The sequence below is a fragment of the Clostridium sp. SHJSY1 genome (assembly GCF_031626875.1).
In the GTDB taxonomy this organism is placed as follows: domain Bacteria; phylum Bacillota; class Clostridia; order Clostridiales; family Clostridiaceae; genus Clostridium.
In genome coordinates, this window is record NZ_JANDMF010000018.1 from 63,242 (window position 1) to 82,108 (window position 18,867).

The window sequence follows — 18,867 nt, forward strand, 5'->3', positions numbered from 1 at the left end:
GGGACAAAGTTATGAGTTATGAATTAATCGTAGTAGGTGGAGGACCAGCAGGCCTTGCAGCAGCTTATGAAGCATATAATAATGGAATAAAAAAGATATTAATTATAGAAAGAGATAAAGAATTAGGTGGAATACTAAATCAATGTATTCATAATGGCTTTGGGTTACATACTTTCAAAGAGGAACTTACAGGTCCAGAATATGCAAGTAGATTTATTGAAATGGTAAAAGAAACTGATATAGAAGTGAAACTTGATACTATGGTATTAGAAATAACAAAGGATAAAAAAGTTTATGCAATAAATTCAGAAGAAGGATATATGGAACTTGAAGCCAAGGCTATAATCCTTTCAATGGGATGCAGAGAAAGGACAAGAGGTGCAATAAATATACCAGGGGATAGACCAGCAGGGGTATTTAGTGCAGGTGCAGCTCAAAGATATATTAATGTTGAAGGATATATGCCTGGAAAGGAAGTTGTTATTTTAGGATCTGGTGATATTGGTCTTATAATGGCAAGAAGAATGACTCTTGAAGGAGCAAAAGTTAAAGCTGTAGTAGAATTATGTCCATATTCAAATGGATTAAATAGAAATATAGTACAATGCTTAAATGATTATGATATTCCATTATATCTATCCCATACAGTTGTAGATATTATAGGTAAAGAAAGAGTTGAAAAAGTAGTAATATCAAAAGTAGATGAAAACAGAAGGCCTATTAAAGGAACAGAAATAACATTTGATGCAGATACCTTATTATTATCAGTTGGATTGATACCAGAAAATGAATTGTCTGTTAATGCAGGAATTGAATCTGATAGAAGGACAAATGGTTTAAAAGTTACAGAAAGTATGGAAACATCTGTAGACGGAATATTTGCTTGTGGTAATGTAGTTCATGTTCATGACTTAGTTGACTTTGTAACAGAGGAATCAAAACGTACAGGTATTTCAGCAGCTAGATATATAAGAAATGAACTAAAGAAAGATAAATATGTAAATATAATTAATGGTAATAATGTTAATTATACAGTTCCACAAAGATTAAATATAGATGATGTTAAAGATAAGTTAACTGTGTTTATGAGAGTAAATAACATATATCACAACAAAGCACTAGTAGTTAGAAGCGGAGACGAGATTATAGCTAAATTTAAAAGAGCTCATTTGGCACCATCAGAAATGGAAAAAGTGGTTTTAAGTAAAGTGTTATTAGAAAAAGTTAAAGAAGATATAACAATATCATTAGAGGATGGTGAGTAGAAAATGGAAAGAGAATTAATATGTATATGCTGCCCTAAAGGTTGTCATTTAAAGGTTGAGGAAGAGAGTTTAAAGGTAAGTGGAAACACTTGTCCTAGAGGAGCTGAATATGGAGTAAATGAAGTCACAAATCCAGTTAGAATAATAACTTCAACAGTAAAGGTTAATGGAAGAGAGGCACAAGTAGTTCCAGTAAAAACTCAAAAGGCAATACCAAAAGGACTTACTATGAAATGTATGGAAGAGATAAATAAAGTTAGTGTAAATGCTCCAGTTAAAATAGGAGATATTTTAATTAAAGATGTACTTCAAACTGGTGTTGATGTTGTTGCAACAAAAAATATATTAGAATAATAAAAAGCTTAGGATTAATAAAATGATACAATTAGTCCTAAGCTTTATTATTAAATTATAATAACTTTTAAAAGTGAAACATTTGACATAGAAGAAAGTTTATGATATCCTTATCATGTCGAAAAAACAAAGGGTTGTTACTGGTTATGCAGGCTTTACCGAAGTGGAGATAATATTTTAATGATATTATTTTGGGTATAGTCTTTTTTTTATACCTAAATAGTAAAATTGTATATTTTTCTATTTTTTTATGATATCAAAGATAAATGATATTGGCCTTATAAAAATGTTAAGTTAATTTTATTGCAAGTTTAAAGGGGACAAGTTATGAAAGTTGGTAAGATAATAAATAATAATTTAGTTCAAAGTTTTGATAATAATGATAAAGAAGTTCTTGTTATGGGATGTGGACTTGGATTTAAGAAAAAAATTGGAGAAGTTGTAGATGAAAGTAAGATAGAAAAGATTTATTTTCTTGAAAATAAAAATTACTCTAATAAACTAATAGAATTATTATCTGATATTCCGTTAGAAGTCATTCAAACTACTAATGAAATAGTTTCTTATGCAAGATATTCTCTTGGAAAGAAGCTTAATGATAATATCTATATTCTATTAACAGATCATATAAATTTTGCAATAGAAAGAGTTCAAAAAGGCTTAGAGTTTAAAAATGCACTATTATGGGAAATAAAAAGATTTTATAATCATGAATTTCTAATTGGCAAGGATGCTCTTCAAATAATAAAGAAAAGGTTAAACGTTGATTTACCAGAAGATGAGGCAGCAAACATTGCAATGCATATTGTAAATGCCCAATTAAATTATACTAATATGAATGAAACAATGAATATAACAAAAATGATTCAAAGCATTTTGAATATAGTAAAATTTCATTACAAATTAGAATTAGATGAGTATTCACTTCATTATGAAAGATTTATTACACATTTGAAATTTTTTTCTCAGAGAATTTTTAGTGGAAGTGAAATTTCAGATGAAGACAAAAGTTTATGTGAAATAATTAGAACAAAGTATAAAGATGCATATGAATGTACAGAAAAAATTAGAAAATATATTAAAAGTGAATTTCAAACAGAACTTACAGATGAAGAAATGATGTACTTAGCAGTACATATAAATAGGGTTACAAAACAAGTAGAATAGAATTAGGATTGTTACTGGTAATGCAGGCTAGACCTAAGAATAGCAAAAAATGTTTTTTGCATTTCTTGGGCTTTTTTAAAAATGTAAGGTTGTTACTATAAACAGAAAACTGTGTTATGGGCATTACTTCATTAAAATTAATTATTAAATAAGTTATTTTAAATGGAGGATTTGTACTATGAATTATTCAATAGTAGCTAAAAAGATATTAGAAAAACTAGGTGGAGAAAGTAATGTTAACAGTGTTATGCATTGTATGACAAGACTAAGATTTACCTTAAAAGATGAGAGTATTATAAATGATGAAGAAGTAAAAAATATAAAAGGTGTTATGGGCATCATGAAAAAGGGTGGTCAATATCAAGTGATTATTGGAAATGATGTCTCAACCTGTTATAAAGAAATATTAAAACTAGGGAATTTTAGTGATGTATCTAAAGTTTCAGAAAAACCAAGTGAAAAACAAAATATAATTACAAAAATTTTAGATGTTGTTTCAGGCAGCATGTCAGCAACTATGCCAGCAATTGTTGGTGCAGGTATGATAAAAGTTCTAGTTGTTATACTAACAACTATAGGGATTTTATCAACAGATAGTCAAGCTTATACTATATTGTATGCTTTGGGAGATGCAACTTTTTATTTCTTACCAATGCTACTAGTTATATCAACATCAAAGAAATTCAACATTAACCCTTATACATTGGGTGCAGTTGTAAGTGTTATGGTATATCCTGATTTTGTAAAATTACTTGCAGCAGGAGATAAAGTATCATTTTTAGGCTTACCAGTTACATCAGCAAGTTATGGATATTCAGTTATTCCTATAATAATGATGGCATGGATAATGTCGTATATTGAGAAATTAGTGGATAAGATTACTCCAGCATTTACAAAGAATTTCTTAAAACCTATGTTGATATTACTTATAGCAATGCCAATTGCAATAATAGCAATTGGACCACTAGGATATTTAGTAGGTGAAGGTTTATCAACAGCTATGTATGCAATTCAAGCTAAAGCAGGATGGTTAGCATTACCTTTAATGGCTGCATTTATGCCACTATTAGTTATGACAGGTATGCATTGGGCTTTTGTACCTATAGCTTTAGCAGCTATAACAAATACAGGATTTGAAACATTATTTATTGTTGCAATGCTTCCATCAAATTTAGCACAAGGAGCATCAGCTCTAGCAGTAACTCTTAAATCTAAAAATAAAGATTTAAAGCAAGTTGCAAGTGCAGCAAGTATTTCAGCATTACTTGCAGGAGTAACAGAACCAGCCATGTATGGAGTTACATTAAAATATAAAAAACCTTTAATAGCAAGTATGATAGCAAGTGGATTAGCAGGGCTTTATGGAGGAATTGTATCATTAAAAGTATATGTTTATGCAACTCCAGCACTTGTATCTATAGTTCAATTTATCAATCCAGAAGGTGGTTCAAACTTTATTAATGCAATAATAACAGCAGCTATAGCCATAGTAGGAGCATTTGTACTTACATGGATTATTGGATTTGATGATCCAGCTAATGAAGAAGAAGAGATTTTAGAAAAAGATGAAATAGTTGAAAAAGAAATTGCTTTAGATAAAACAGAAGCAAAAAGAGAAAATTTAATTTTTGCACCAATAGAAGGAAGGGCTGTTTCATTAAGCCAAGTAAATGATATTACATTTTCAGAAGAAATAATGGGAAAAGGTGCAGCTATCATACCAAGTGTAGGGAAGGCTGTATCACCAGTTAATGGAGTTATTTCAGCTTTATTTGAAACAAAACATGCTATTGGAATTACATCAGAAAATGGAGAAGAAATATTAATACACATAGGTTTAGATACAGTAAAATTAGGTGGAAAACATTTTGAAGCTTTTGTTAAGAATGGAGATAAAGTAAAGATTGGTGATTTACTAGTTACATTTGATATAGAAGCTATTAAAAATGAAGGATATGAAGTAATAACACCAGTTCTTGTTACTAATGTAAATGACTATAATGATATATTGTCATTAATAGATAAAGATATAAAAGAAAAAGATCAGTTTATTAAAGTTATCAAATAAAAATTTTTTTATAAATTAAGGAGGAATAGTTATGTCAATTAAGTTTCCAGAAGGATTTTTGTGGGGTGGAGCTACAGCAGCTAATCAATTTGAAGGTGCATATAATGAAGATGGTAAAGGATTATCAACTCAAGATATTGCTCCAAAAGGAATAATGGGACCAATAACAGATGCACCAACAGAAGATAATATGAAGCTTATTGGAATAGATTTTTACCATAGATATAAAGAAGATATTAAATTATTTGCAGAAATGGGATTTAAGACTTTTAGATTATCTATTGCATGGTCAAGAATATTCCCAAATGGTGATGATAAAGAGCCAAATGAAAAAGGATTAGAATTTTATGATAAAGTATTTGATGAATTAGCTAAGTATGGAATAGAACCATTAGTTACTATTTCACACTACGAAACACCACTTGCTCTAGCTAAGAATTATGATGGTTGGGTGAATAGAAAACTTGTAGGTTTTTTTGAAAATTATGTAAGAACTATCTTTACTAGATATAAAGATAAAGTTAAATATTGGCTAACTTTCAATGAAATAAATTCAGCTCTTCATGCTCCTTATATGAGTGCTGGAATATGGACACCAAAAGAAAAATTAAGTAAGCAAGATTTATATCAAGCAATGCATCATGAATTAGTAGCAAGTGCACTTGCAGTAAAAATAGGTCATGAAATAAATCCAGAATTTAAAATAGGTTGTATGATTCTTGGAGTGCCAAATTATCCATTAACAGCAAAACCAAGTGATGTACTTAAAGCAATGGAGCAAGATAGAGAAAATCTTTTCTTTGCTGATGTTCATGTTAGAGGAGAGTATCCAAGGTACATGAATAGAATTTTTAAAGAGAATGGCATAGAGATAAAAATGGAACCAGGAGATAAAGAAATATTAAAAAATACAGTAGACTTTATTTCATTTAGTTATTATATGAGCTCATGTGCAACTGCAGATCCAGAAAAGAATAAAAAAGGAAAGGGAAATATTCTATCAGGTGTACCAAATCCATATTTAGAAGCTTCTGAATGGGGATGGCAAATAGATCCAGAAGGATTAAGATATATTTTAAATTTATTATATGATAGATATCAAAAACCATTATTTATAGTAGAAAATGGACTAGGGGCTGTTGATGAACTTATAACAGATGAAAATGGAAATAAAACTGTAAATGATGATTATAGAATAAACTATTTAAATGATCATTTAGTTCAAGTAGCAGAAGCTATTGAAGATGGTGTTGAACTTATGGGATATACTACATGGGGATGTATTGATTTAGTTAGTGCATCTACTGCTGAACTTAAAAAGAGGTATGGTTTCATATATGTAGATAGACATGATGATGGAAGTGGAACATTAGAAAGATATAAGAAAAAGAGTTTTAATTGGTATAAAGAAGTTATAGAAACAAATGGCGCAAGCTTAAAGAAATAGTTAATAAATCCTTAGTGGTACTAATTTTAGTATTACTAAGGATTTTTTTAATTATGATTTATAAAGTTCTACAACTTAAATTATATATTATTAGAAATATTAAAATTATTAGTTATTTAATAAAATAATAAAGAAAATCAAGTATATAGAGAAAATAAGCTTATTTTTTTAAGTAGGTAGCAATTTTATTTCTTGATATTTATACTATATTAATATAAATTATAAGTAGAAGTTAAAAATTTAACAACATTTTAATCTGATTTTTATTAGAATGTTTATAGGTTTAACTTAATTTATTACAAGGGGGCTTTTTCAAATGACAAGAGTTTATAATTTTTCAGCAGGACCTGCTGTACTGCCAGAAGAGGTATTAAAAGAAGCAGCAGAGGAAATGTTAGATTACAATGGCACTGGTATGTCAGTTATGGAAATGAGTCATCGTTCCAAAGCTTTTGAGGGGATTATAACAGATGCTGAAAAAACATTAAGAGAATTAATGAATATTCCAGACAATTATAAGATACTATTTTTACAAGGTGGGGCGTCACAACAATTTGCAATGATTCCAATGAATTTAATGAAGAATAAGGTTGCAGATTATATTAAAACTGGGCAATGGGCAAAAAAAGCAATATCAGAAGGTAAAATATATGGAAAAGTAAATGTTATAGCTTCTTCTGAAGATAAAACTTTTACGTATATACCTGATTTAAAGGATTTAAAGATTTCAGATGATGCTGATTATGTGTATATATGTCACAATAACACAATATATGGAACTAAATATAATGAATTACCAGAAGTTGGGGACAAGATATTAGTTGCTGATATGTCATCAGATTTTCTATCTGAGCCAGTAGATGTATCAAAATATGGATTGATTTTTGCAGGAGCACAAAAGAATATAGGACCTGCAGGAGTTGTTGTTGTAATAATTCGTGAAGATTTAATTACAGAGGATGTACTACCAGGTACTCCAACAATGCTACAATATAAGACTCATGCTGATAATAAGTCATTATATAATACACCACCAGCTTATGGAATATATATATGTGGAAAAGTATTTAAGTGGCTTGAAAATAAAGGTGGATTAGAAGCCATGAAGAAGATAAATGAAGAAAAGGCTGCTATACTTTATGATTATCTTGATTCAAGCAGTATGTTTAAAGGAACAGTTGTAAAGAAGGATCGTTCTTTAATGAATGTTCCATTTGTTACTGGGTCAAATGAGTTAGATGCTAAATTTGTAAAACAAGCAAAGGAAGCAGGATTTGAAAACCTAAAAGGACATAGAACTGTTGGTGGTATGAGAGCGAGTATATACAATGCTATGCCAATTGAAGGTGTTAAATCCTTAGTTGAATTTATGAAGAAATTTGAAGAAGAAAATAAATAAAAATTGTAGATAAGTGAATTTTTAAAAGATGTAGTTAGATTATTAATTAACTACATCTTTTTTGTGTAAAAAAGTTTGTTTATTAAGTAATGTTTGTGTTAAATAAAGTAACTTAAATAGTTTATGATGATATAATATTACGGTAAACTTATGAAATATTGCTATAATTTACAATGATAAATTTGTGCGAATATTACAATTATTAACGAGAGGAGGTTTGGTTATACTAAAAAAGTTCAATTATAATTATTTATAGGGGGAATAGTATTGAAATTTGGAAAATTAAAAAACAAAGGGTGTATACTCATATCAACACTTATTTTAGCTGTGGTTATTACTTGTTCAATACCTAAAAATGCATATTCTTTAACAGGTACAGTGTCAAGTACATCTTCATATTCAGTAGCACAAGCTATATCCAATCAAAATAATGATTTAAAAACTGTTGAAGGGTATATAGTTGGACAGCCAACAGCTATTAATACGGTTTTACAAAGTGGATTTAATGGTGATACTGCAATTGCAATTGCAGATGGTGAAAATGAAACTAATACTTCAAAAATGATTTATATTCAAGTGCCTAGTACATATAGAAATTCATTCGGATTAAAAACTAATCCAAGTGTAAAAGGTACAGAAATTAAAGTTTCGGGAAATTTAACAGCTTATTTTTCACATGCTGGAATAAAAAATATTACTGATATAGTAAGGGTAACTTCAGATGGTAATGGAGCAGGTGATGATGGTAATTCCGATAATGGAAGTACTGGTGGAAATACTAGTAGTGGTAGTGTTTTAAGTCCTTATGATTCAAGCTACTATATATCAGCTGTGGGTAAGACAGGAACAACTTTAAAATCAACACTTCATAAGATAATTTCTAATAATACAAAACTATCATATAGTGCTATATGGGATGGAATAAGGGATACTGATGAAGATCCTAATAACTCAAATAATGTAATACTTTTATATACAGGTCGTTCTCAAGGGAAAAATACAAATGGATCAGGGGTAGATAATTGGAATAGAGAACATGTATGGGCAAAGTCACATGGTAATTTTGGAACTAGCATAGGTGCAGGAACAGATTTACATCATTTAAGAGCTGCAGACGCATCTGTAAATAGTACTAGAGGAAATTTAGATTTTGATGAAGGTGGAAATCCAGATAAGGAAGCTACTCAATGTAAATATGATAGTGATTCATGGGAACCAAGAGATAGTGTAAAAGGTGATATAGCCAGAATGTTATTTTACATGGCTGTTAGATATGAAGGAGAAAATGGAGAACCAGATTTAGAATTAAATGAAAAAGTAAACAATGGAACTGCACCTTACTTTGGAAAATTGAGTACTTTACTTAAATGGAATGCTGAGGATCCAGTGGATGTTACTGAAATGAGAAGAAATGATATAATATACAACAAATATCAACATAATAGAAATCCATTTATTGATCATCCAGAATGGGCAAATCAAATTTGGAATTAAATATTTAGATTATTTAATTATTTATGGAAGTTTATAATATATAGTGAATTAATGAGAAACTCATGAAAAAAATAGATATAATCCTAAAAATATGTAGAAATTTCATGAAAAAAGGAGTAAAATACAAAATGGTGTATTCATATATGCAATGAATACACCATAGATTGTTTATGGAGATGAAATTTGTATGAAGAAAAAGGTAATATCATTAGTAATATCAGTAGGGGTTTTAACATCGCTTTTTACAGGATGTGTTGCAAAACAAAATAGTGAGGGTAAGGAATCTGCAGAAACTATAAACCATGAAGTATATAGTAGACCAGATGTTACAAATCCAGATGATGCACAAAAATTACTAGTAGAAGGAAATAAAAGATTTGTAGATGGAAATGTATTAGGTGAAGATATTAGTAAAGAAAATTTAAAGAAGTTAAGTGGTGGACAAAGCCCCTTTGCAGTAATAGTTTCTTGTAGTGATAGTAGGGTAGATCCAGAAACTGTATTTGATGAAGGGTTAGGAGATATATTTGTTATTAGAGATGCAGGGAATGTGTTAGATAAGATAACACTTGGTAGCATAGAATATGGAGCTGGGCATTTAAATGCACCATTAATAGTAGTATTAGGTCATGAAAAGTGTGGAGCTGTACAAGCTGCTGTTGATAATACAAAGGGTTCTGAAAATTTACAAGGAATATTAGATAAAATCAATATTTCACTTAAGGCTGTAGAAGCTAAAAATGTACCAAAGGATAAAATAAATGAGGAAGTAGAAAATGAAAATATAAAAAATACAGTAAGTGAAATCGAAAAAGATCCAGAAATAGAGGAGTTAATAAAATCAAATAAAGTTAAAGTTGTAGGAGCAAAATACCATATTGAAACTGGAGAAGTTACATTTGAATAGAAAATAATTATATAGTATAGAATAATATTGATATTTTAGGGAAAACTTAAAATAAGCTCCTTACGCAAATATAAAAGCAACTTCTTATAAGTTTTAAGAAGTTGCTTTTATTGTTTTCTATTTCAATTTAATTCTTATTACAGATACTGAATTTTTATCAGCATTATAATCAAAATTCTTTGAAAGATGTTCTAACTTTTTAGTCTTTATAGATATATTTTCTGGATTATCAAAAGAGTTAACAGCACTCAAATCTTCACCAGTTATATATTGTACATTGGCTTTTGAAACAATATTTTGCTTTCCATCAATATTAATTTTTACTTTTTTATCTTCTTCAGCTACATTTACTACTTTAACTATTAACTCATTTGAATTTGAATCATAACTAGTGGAAGTGTATACATCAGTATCTCTGCCTTCTTCAGTAAATTCATTAGTCAATTGTCCATTCAAATAACAACTTACTTTATTTCCATTAACAACTACTTTAATTTTATAATCTTCCCCAGTATTTATAGTTGCATATTTTGAATCAGCTTCATTTACAGTTGATTTTGAACCATTTACCGCTTTTTCTACAGCAGTTTTAGTGTTATTCCATCCACCTAAGTTATACCAATAGTAATTTGAAGAATCCTTTGCTCCAAATCCAACTAAGAAACCTTCTTTACCACCTAGCTTTTTAGCATCTACTTCAAATGTGTAATTACTCCAATCAGTATTGTTAGTTAGTATTTTGCAGCTGTCAACTATGTCATTTAATTGAAGTTTTCCATCTTTAACAACCCAATTTCCACTTGCTTTAGTCCATTTACCATTATCACTATCAAAGTTATCACTAAATATCTCTTCACCAGTAGAATTGTTTGTTACTTTTACATTATCATATTGAACTTGTGTTGACCATCCACCAAGAAGTATTCCACCTTTTATATCATTGTTTCTTGGTATAGTTGGCTTTATAAGATCTCCTTTAAGCATTTGAGTTCCTAAATTATTACTGAATAATTTTTGTACACAATAATTTGGAGTAACATAATTTGTGCTTCCATTAAACCAAATCATATTAGGAGACCATTGATAATCATCTGATTTAGCAAATAGTGGAGCATAAGATGCCATTTTTACTATATCAGAATTTCTTTCAAGTCCAGTTAAATAAGCACCTTCAGCTAATGCTGATTTTAGTGTATTACTTTGAGATGCATATTCACCAAGAAATACTTTTTGACCATTTCTATCATATTTATCATATCTATTAGTATTTCTTAAGAACCAATCAGGATCCATATAATAATGTTCATCTACTACAGTATTAGGTGCTTTTTCTTTTATCCAGTTCCAATTATCATCGAATAAAGAACCAGATGCAGATGGACCAGCTGAAGAGATTAATGTTATGCCTGGACATTTTTCGTTTAAAACTTTTTGGAATTCTTCAAATCTTTTATGATATTCATTTCCCCATTGTTCATTACCTATAGCTAAATATTTCAAGTTAAATGGTTTTTTATGACCAGCTTCAATTCTCTTTTTACCCCAAGTAGTAGATTCATCACCATTAGCATATTCAACTAAATCAACAGCATCTTGTATAAATGAATTAAGATCACCACCAATATCTGCCATATAATTAGGAACTCCATTAACACCTCTGGCTTGGCATGTCATACCACAATTTAACACTGGTACTGGAACAGTTCCAATATCTTCACATAGTTGAAAGTATTCAAAAAATCCAAGACCAAATGATTGACTATATCCCCAAATATTAGGGATTTCTTTTCTTTGTTCTACATTTCCAATAGTATTTTTCCAATTGTACATTTCATCTTTACTATTTCCTTCAATAACACATCCACCTGGAAATCTTAAAAATTTAGGTTTTAAATCTTTAAGTCTTTGAACTAAATCTTCTCTTAAACCATATTTTCTATTTTTCCAAGTGTCCTGTGGGAATAAGGAAACCATATCTAAATCTACTTTTCCTTCATCTTTTAGAGAAACTGTAAACTTAGCATTAGAAGTAGTTTTATTAGCTCTTAAATGACCTTCAAACTTAGTCCATTTATCATTTATCTTATTAATTTTTTTGCTTTCAGAAATAACATTTCCATTTTCATCTTCTATTTGTACAGTTAATGATTTACCATCTTGAATATTACGAGCCCAAAATGAAAAGTCATATTTATCTCCATCTTTAACAGTTATGCCTTTATAACCATCATTAGATATTTTTAAGCTATCACCATCACTTGGACAATTTAATTCTACATAAGTTGGATTATTACTATTTAAAGGAGTATCTTTACATACTTTAGCAGATGAATCATTTGAACCTGTTTGTTGAATTTTCCAAGAATCTAATGAATTTTTAAATTCAAATGATCGATTTTCTACAAGTTCACCATATAATCCACCATCTGCCCCATGATTTATATCTTCAAAAAATAAACCAGTTAACATATCACTTTCATTAAATAATTTTTTATCTGTATTAACATTTAAAGTATATTCATCATTAGTAAGAGTATCTTTAGCGGATGCATAGTATCCAGAAGTAATAATAGATGTGAAAAAAGCTGTAATAAGAATTGTAACGTATTTTCTTTTCATAATTCTCCCCCCAACCATAGTATCTAATATGTAGAATTTTATATTCGTTGTTCATTTTTTTTATTCATGTTTACCATCTTTCCCCCTTTGTTAAAGTTTTTACAAATAAAATTCATATATTAGATTTACAAAAAATGTAACTTACAATAAAAGTTTATACGTTTTCAATAAAAAAGTAAACCAATTTTGCGTGATTTGTACTTATAATTACTTGAAAGTAAAATATATTTATACGTACTAATTTGACGATGGATTTAATATATTAATAGCAAGCCCCCTTTGACTAGTAGACAAAGGGGGCTTCATTAATTATATAATTTTTAAATATAAAGATAACTTTGAATTATTTTTACTTTCATAACAACCACAATCAGGAGCAGAGCCATTTACACGAGGATTTCCATATAAATCAGCCATACCTATATTACTATCATTTAATCCTGAATTAATAGCTGAAGAAACTGTTTGTAGATTAAAATCAACACCAGGATTCACAAATTTAGGATCAGTTGTGATGTTATTAGATATATTTAAATTTGTTTTATCTCCTTCATATATAGAAGAACCTTTATAGAAAATATTATTTTTAATAACATTTGAATTATATTGGCAGTAATTTTGAATATTCATATTTACATCATTGTTATATGCAGTATTATTAAAAATTTTAATATTTGTGGCTTTACCATTTGTTTCACCTGAGCCACCTATAGATATTCCATAAACACCACAGTTATATATAAGGTTATTTCTAACAAGTATATTATCAGTTGCTTTATCTTTATGTTCACTAGCTGTTTCAATACCTATATCTGATGACCATATTTTATTTCTTTCTATTGTTATTGATGAACCTCCATCAACATATATAGCACCTGCACATGTGTCTGGATAAGTTTTATTTGTTTTACTACTAATGTTCCATACCTGATTTCCGGAACATATTCCATTACGTGCATAATCATTCTGAGATGCTGTTCCTTCATAGCCAATAAAATCTATACCTATATTATCATTGTCATGAACCTTATTATTTGTAACTTTAAAGTTAGTAACATTTCCATTTAATACAACACTCTCACTTTGTCCTAGTTGGCAATCATAAACTTCACAATTATCTATTATCAAACCATCTAAGGAGCTTGTACCATTTGTGCCATAAGCAGCTATGGCATGAGCATTTCTGTTTTTATTTGAACCAGAATAGGTAGTTTTAATTCCATGAACTTTACAGTTTTTAATTTCTATATTTTTTGAACTGCCAGTAATCCTTATTCCAGCTGGAACAGATTCAGTAGTGGTTACAAAATTAGAAATATCAAAACCTATTATTTTTATATAATTTTTGTCTTGAATATATATTAATGAATTTTTAGAGTCATCATTAGATGTTGTTTGACCAGTACCATCTATAATTGGAGTTTCTCCATCATAATTTTTGAAAGTAATATAAGCATTTGCTGTACCAGAGGTTTTCATACTAACCTTTTCTTTATAAGTACCACCTCTAACAATTACTGTGTCTCCAGCTTTAACTGTATTAACTGCTTTCTGAATAGTTTTCCAAGGGGTATTAACAGAACCATTGTTACTATCATTACCAGATGTAGATGAAACATAATAAGTTGTACTAGCTGCTTTTGCCACTTTTGATTCAAAAATTAGTGGTAATGATGTGAAAAAACATAACAATGCAAAAAAAGACATAAATTTAGAACTTTTTTTCATTTTATCATTCCTTTACTTATTATTTTACTTAGCTATATTTGTAAAAATAAAAAAACTAAATAATTTATGGGAATTATTAAGAATAATAGATGTGATCTGTTTGTGATATTCAATATGTTACATTAATTTTAATAAGAGGTCAAATAAATAAGAAGTTTGTAAGAATTATTTAATAGCTATTTGAAGGATGTTTTAGAAATTTATATGATTTGCTTAATTGTAAAATATAGTATAATTCGAGTTGCTATAGTAAATAAAAAGGGAATTTTGTTTGAGGGTTATAGATATAAAAATAAAAGAACTGTTATTACACTACCTTATCCTGTAATAACAGTTCTTTTATCATTTCATAGATTTCATTCCAATTGAAAACTCTTATAATATTTTCATTTATAGGCATTCTATTATAGTTTGTGTCTAAAAGTAAAACTTTAAAACCAGCATTTGAAAGATGAATTGCATTATCATAGTTATCTTCAATAAAAACATCACAATCTAAATCTTTGGCTGTATTAACTTTGTAATGACTTCCTAAAACAAATAAATCATTGTAGGGAATTCTATTTTTTATTAGATATCTATAAGTAAGTATTGTAAGACTTTTATCTCTTGCAGTTACAAAATAGATATTATTAGTTAAACTAAGTTTGGTTAATATAGGTTTTGCATCTTCTCTAAGCTTTTCAGTAGAATGTATTTTGAATTTATATTTTTCATAATACTCATCATATTGTTTTTCAGTAATTCCTAGTACTTTGTGTATATAATATTCAGTAACTTCCTCTTCAGAAATTTTAGTATTAAAGTACTTATTGCAATCATCAAGCCAGTAATAAGGTTCTGTTATTGTTCCATCAATATCAATACAAATATTTAAATTTTTCATTTATTTTTACCTTCCTTTCTATATCATAATATCATTCATAAGTTAAAATCTAATTAAATAGAGATTAAAATTTTTTATAATTAGTTAAAATAAGTTTATACAATTAAGTTTAAATAAGTTTAACCTGTTTCTTACTAATACATAAGCAGTTTTTAATAATTAAACAATATACTATAAATATAGAATGATTAAAAGGATAGGTGAAAGAATGCAAATAAGAAACTTATCAACTCATAATTTTATTAATACTAATTGGATTACAAAAATCATTAGAAATATTAATTTAATAAAAATACCCTTTTTATTTCTATTAGTAATTTTGTTCGGTTTAGGCATATTAAGTTTTAATAATGTAAGAGGAAATGCTATTAATAAAAGTAATTTTGTTGCAGATTTTAAAACAGATGTTAACATACTTAGTGAAACAGCAAAGGTGATTGAAATAGAACGAACTTCAGGGAAAATTTCAAGTGTAGGCAAATTTGGATCTAATGGAAAAGTTATTAGTGATGATGAAATTAGGCCGGATTTAAAAAAAGCTCTAACTACTATAATAGACACAAATAATGATGAAAAAATATCTAATGAAGAAATCTTAGATGCTGGAATAATGAAATTAAAACCAGAAGTATTTCAAAAAGAACTAAGAACATATCAATTTAATCTAATTTCAGTTGATCGCAATTTAAAGAAATATATTATTATAACAGAGGGAAAATATGCAGGGACAGTTCTTTATAATGGGAAGATAGAGTATAAAGATGATGAAAATAGGCAGCATTTTGGATTAGAATTATTTAATTAGTGTTAGATTAGAATTATCCAAAATTAAATATTTCAAAAAAGTTCTAGTAGTAGTCTAGAACTTTTTTATTTAAGAAATATGATTATAAAAACTAATAAAACAATAAATAATAAAATAAAAAATATTGTTTTTGTAAAAGTGGTAAAAAAGTCCTATAATGGATAATATCGATACTAGATTATATTGGGGGTAAAAGAATGAAAGATGGAAATTTTAAATTAACAAAGCTTCCTTATGAAAGAATAACAATTGAATCCTATGAAAAGGAAATTTTAAAAATAATTCATGAGTTTGAGAAAGCAGAAAGTGGAGAAGAACAATTTTTAGTTCATAAAAAATATTATGAGCTATATAAAAATACTTACACAACAATAATATTAGCAGGGCTTAGACATGATGTAGATGTATCAGATAAATTTTATGAAGAAGAGCAGGAATATTATGATGAAATATCTCCTAAAATTGAAAGTTATCAAGCAAGGTATAAAGAATTGTTTTTTAATTCAAGATATAAATCATATTTAGAGAGTAAGATAGGAGAAGTTGCTTTTAAAGATATAGAAATCAAATTAAAATCCTTTGATGATGTACTTATTCCACTAAAGCAAGAAGAAAATGCTATTGTATCTAAATATAATAAGTTAATGGCAGAAAGTAAGGTTGAATTTAGAGGAGAAACTCTTAATTTTTCATTACTTGAAAAGTATTTAAAAGCAAATGATAGACAAACAAGATTTGAAGCTGCAAAAGTAAAATATGAAAAGTTACTTACAATACAAGATGAATTAGATGAATTGTTTGATAAGCTTGTTAACAATAGAAATGAGCAAGCAAAAGCAATGAAATATGAAAATTATGTAGAGCTTGGATATTACAATATGAATCGTAATTCATATAATAAAGAGGATGTAGCTAAATTTAGAAATCAGGTAAAAGAATATTTAGTTCCATTTGCTAGTAAAATGCATGATGAAAGAAGAAGAAGGCTTGGTATAGATAAACTTGATTTTGTTGATGAAGGAGTATATTTCCTTAATGGAAATCCAGCACCTATTGGCACAGCAGATGATATATTTGCAGCAGGTAAAAAAATGTATACTGAATTATCACCTGAAACAAAAGAGTTTTTTGATTTTATGCTAGAACATGAACTTTTTGATGTTTTAGGAAGACCAAATAAAGTTGCAGGTGGATATATGGATATGCTTTTATCTTATGGTGCACCAATTATTTTTGCAAACTTTAATGGAACAAGTGGAGATGTAGATGTTATGACTCATGAGTGTGGTCATGCGTTTCAAGGATATGTAACAAGGGAAGATGAAATATTAGAACATAATGATATAACTATGGAAACAGCAGAAACACATTCTATGTCAATGGAGTTTTTTACAGGGAAATGGATGGAATTATTCTTTGGAGAAAGAGTAGAAGACTATAGAAAGATGCAACTTGAAGATGCAATTGCATTTATACCATATGGATGTATGATAGATGAATTCCAAGAGATTATATATACAAAACCGGAGCTTACTCCAGATGAAAGAAGAGAAGTGTGGAAAAAGTTAGAGAAGGAATATAAGCCACATCTTTCATATAAAGAAGATAAATTTTTTAGTGAAGGACGTAGATGGCAAACACAAAAGCATGTATATAATTACCCATTCTACTACATTGACTATTGTCTTGCTCAAACATGTGCACTTCAATTTAAAATTAGAATGGATGAAGATTTTAAGGATGCATGGAAAAAATATCTTACTTTCTGTAAAGAATCAGCAAATGGATATTTTGCAGATATGTTAAAGAAAGTTGATATTAAAAGTCCATTTGAAGATGGATTTATAAAAGAACTTGTAGATAAAATAGAATTATAAAAATATTAAGAATGTTGTGATATAGAGATATGTTACAACATTCTTATTTTATTTAACATTCTTAATATTCCGATTTAAATTTTTTGAAAATAAATCATTGAATTTCTTGTTTTATTAGAGTAAACTGACTAGTGTTGAAAAATAAACTTACAAAGGAAAATGAGAATTATGAAAAAAATATTAGGTCTTATAATTAGAATAACATTTGGTTTTTTATTATGTGCATTTGGGACTGTAATGGCTCTTAACTCTAACTTAGGATTAAGCCCATGGGATGTATTTCATCAAGGATTAACAAATGTAACCAGTATAACAATGGGACAAGCTAGTATTATAGTGGGAATAGTTGTAGTAGTAATTACAAGTATATTAGGACTTAAAGTAGGTCTTGGAACTATAGCTAATATGATAGTGATAGGTTGTTTTATAGACCTTATAATACACTTAGAAATAGTCCCAGTTTGTAATAATATATTTACAGGAATAGTTATGATGGTAGGAAGTCTATTTGCATCAGCTTTAGGTAGTTATTTATATATAGGATGTGAAATGGGTTGTGGACCAAGAGATGGTCTTATGATAGTACTAGTAAAACTTACTGGTAAACCTGTCAGTTTAATAAGGTTCTTTATAGAAATGGGAGCTTTAATTATTGGATTCCTACTTGGTGGTTTTGCTGGTGTTGGTACATTTGTTACTGCATTTGGAATAGGTTATTGTGTCCAACTTGTATATAAAATATTTAGATATGATATAAAGAAATTAAAACATAGAAATATTAAAGAAGGCATTAATTTTTTTAATGAATGTTTTTCTAATTAGTTATTAAAAATGCGTCATGGTGTTAGGGA

The 18,867-nt window shown here is 28.3% G+C and carries 14 protein-coding genes; 11 read left to right on the forward strand and 3 right to left on the reverse strand.

What is annotated here, in order from left to right:
• Positions 1-11 precede the first annotated feature (11 nt).
• From NNC19_RS10095 to NNC19_RS10130, 8 genes are all read left to right on the forward strand, one after another.
• Positions 12-1,265 carry an FAD-dependent oxidoreductase gene (locus NNC19_RS10095; protein ID WP_310938519.1) on the forward strand — a complete coding sequence of 418 codons (1,254 nt, stop codon included), beginning with the start codon at positions 12-14 and terminating at the stop codon, positions 1,263-1,265.
• Between the two features lie 3 nt (positions 1,266-1,268).
• Positions 1,269-1,619 carry a DUF1667 domain-containing protein gene (locus NNC19_RS10100; RefSeq protein WP_310938520.1) on the forward strand — a complete coding sequence of 117 codons (351 nt, stop codon included), beginning with the start codon at positions 1,269-1,271 and terminating at the stop codon, positions 1,617-1,619.
• 327 nt (positions 1,620-1,946) lie between these two features.
• On the forward strand, positions 1,947-2,786 hold the full coding sequence (licT, locus tag NNC19_RS10105) for a BglG family transcription antiterminator LicT (RefSeq protein ID WP_310938521.1): 840 nt from the start codon (positions 1,947-1,949) through the stop codon (positions 2,784-2,786).
• Positions 2,787-2,964: 178 nt separating this feature from the next.
• Positions 2,965-4,854: a beta-glucoside-specific PTS transporter subunit IIABC gene (locus NNC19_RS10110; RefSeq protein ID WP_310938522.1), complete on the forward strand. Its 1,890-nt coding sequence runs from the start codon at positions 2,965-2,967 to the stop codon at positions 4,852-4,854.
• A gap of 31 nt (positions 4,855-4,885) precedes the next feature.
• Positions 4,886-6,301 carry a glycoside hydrolase family 1 protein gene (locus tag NNC19_RS10115; RefSeq protein ID WP_310938523.1) on the forward strand — a complete coding sequence of 472 codons (1,416 nt, stop codon included), beginning with the start codon at positions 4,886-4,888 and terminating at the stop codon, positions 6,299-6,301.
• A gap of 316 nt (positions 6,302-6,617) precedes the next feature.
• The gene (gene serC / locus NNC19_RS10120; RefSeq protein ID WP_310938524.1) at positions 6,618-7,700 is read left to right on the forward strand and encodes a 3-phosphoserine/phosphohydroxythreonine transaminase; all 1,083 of its coding nucleotides are present in this window, start codon (positions 6,618-6,620) and stop codon (positions 7,698-7,700) included.
• Between the two features lie 267 nt (positions 7,701-7,967).
• Complete coding sequence (locus tag NNC19_RS10125; RefSeq protein WP_310938525.1) at positions 7,968-9,194, forward strand: endonuclease; 1,227 nt, start codon at positions 7,968-7,970, stop codon at positions 9,192-9,194.
• 187 nt (positions 9,195-9,381) lie between these two features.
• Positions 9,382-10,101, forward strand: a complete 720-nt coding sequence (locus tag NNC19_RS10130) for a carbonic anhydrase (RefSeq protein ID WP_310938526.1) — start codon at positions 9,382-9,384, stop codon at positions 10,099-10,101.
• Between the two features lie 117 nt (positions 10,102-10,218).
• Here NNC19_RS10130 and NNC19_RS10135 read toward each other — a convergent pair whose 3' ends face one another.
• The 3 genes from NNC19_RS10135 to NNC19_RS10145 form a co-directional block, all read right to left on the reverse strand.
• A complete protein-coding gene (locus NNC19_RS10135; protein ID WP_310938527.1) occupies positions 10,219-12,720 on the reverse strand; it encodes an alpha-L-arabinofuranosidase C-terminal domain-containing protein in 2,502 nt (833 codons plus the stop codon).
• Positions 12,721-13,029: 309 nt separating this feature from the next.
• Positions 13,030-14,448 (reverse strand): right-handed parallel beta-helix repeat-containing protein, encoded by a 1,419-nt coding sequence (locus tag NNC19_RS10140; RefSeq protein ID WP_310938528.1) that lies wholly within the window; start codon positions 14,446-14,448, stop codon positions 13,030-13,032.
• Positions 14,449-14,755: 307 nt separating this feature from the next.
• Positions 14,756-15,334 carry a 5' nucleotidase, NT5C type gene (locus NNC19_RS10145; RefSeq protein WP_310938529.1) on the reverse strand — a complete coding sequence of 193 codons (579 nt, stop codon included), beginning with the start codon at positions 15,332-15,334 and terminating at the stop codon, positions 14,756-14,758.
• 184 nt (positions 15,335-15,518) lie between these two features.
• Between NNC19_RS10145 and NNC19_RS10150 the strand changes: the two genes are divergently transcribed.
• The 3 genes from NNC19_RS10150 (at position 15,519) to NNC19_RS10160 (ending at position 18,838) form a co-directional block, all read left to right on the forward strand.
• Positions 15,519-16,139, forward strand: coding sequence for a hypothetical protein (locus tag NNC19_RS10150; protein ID WP_310938530.1), 621 nt, complete (start codon positions 15,519-15,521; stop codon positions 16,137-16,139).
• A 197-nt stretch (positions 16,140-16,336) separates the two neighbouring features.
• Complete coding sequence (locus tag NNC19_RS10155) at positions 16,337-18,016, forward strand: M3 family oligoendopeptidase (protein WP_310938531.1); 1,680 nt, start codon at positions 16,337-16,339, stop codon at positions 18,014-18,016.
• Between the two features lie 168 nt (positions 18,017-18,184).
• Positions 18,185-18,838, forward strand: coding sequence for a hypothetical protein (locus NNC19_RS10160; protein ID WP_310938532.1), 654 nt, complete (start codon positions 18,185-18,187; stop codon positions 18,836-18,838).
• Positions 18,839-18,867: the final 29 nt, after the last annotated feature.

Coding starts and splice junctions, on each gene's coding strand:
- NNC19_RS10150 (WP_310938530.1), top strand. CDS start 15,519: ATGATTAAAAGGATAGGTGAAAGAATGCAAATAAGAAACTTATCAACT.
- NNC19_RS10095 (WP_310938519.1), top strand. CDS start 12: ATGAGTTATGAATTAATCGTAGTAGGTGGAGGACCAGCAGGCCTTGCA.
- licT (WP_310938521.1), top strand. CDS start 1,947: ATGAAAGTTGGTAAGATAATAAATAATAATTTAGTTCAAAGTTTTGAT.
- NNC19_RS10145 (WP_310938529.1), bottom strand. CDS start 15,334: ATGAAAAATTTAAATATTTGTATTGATATTGATGGAACAATAACAGAA.
- NNC19_RS10155 (WP_310938531.1), top strand. CDS start 16,337: ATGAAAGATGGAAATTTTAAATTAACAAAGCTTCCTTATGAAAGAATA.
- NNC19_RS10140 (WP_310938528.1), bottom strand. CDS start 14,448: ATGAAAAAAAGTTCTAAATTTATGTCTTTTTTTGCATTGTTATGTTTT.
- NNC19_RS10160 (WP_310938532.1), top strand. CDS start 18,185: ATGAAAAAAATATTAGGTCTTATAATTAGAATAACATTTGGTTTTTTA.
- NNC19_RS10100 (WP_310938520.1), top strand. CDS start 1,269: ATGGAAAGAGAATTAATATGTATATGCTGCCCTAAAGGTTGTCATTTA.
- NNC19_RS10115 (WP_310938523.1), top strand. CDS start 4,886: ATGTCAATTAAGTTTCCAGAAGGATTTTTGTGGGGTGGAGCTACAGCA.
- serC (WP_310938524.1), top strand. CDS start 6,618: ATGACAAGAGTTTATAATTTTTCAGCAGGACCTGCTGTACTGCCAGAA.
- NNC19_RS10130 (WP_310938526.1), top strand. CDS start 9,382: ATGAAGAAAAAGGTAATATCATTAGTAATATCAGTAGGGGTTTTAACA.
- NNC19_RS10110 (WP_310938522.1), top strand. CDS start 2,965: ATGAATTATTCAATAGTAGCTAAAAAGATATTAGAAAAACTAGGTGGA.
- NNC19_RS10135 (WP_310938527.1), bottom strand. CDS start 12,720: ATGAAAAGAAAATACGTTACAATTCTTATTACAGCTTTTTTCACATCT.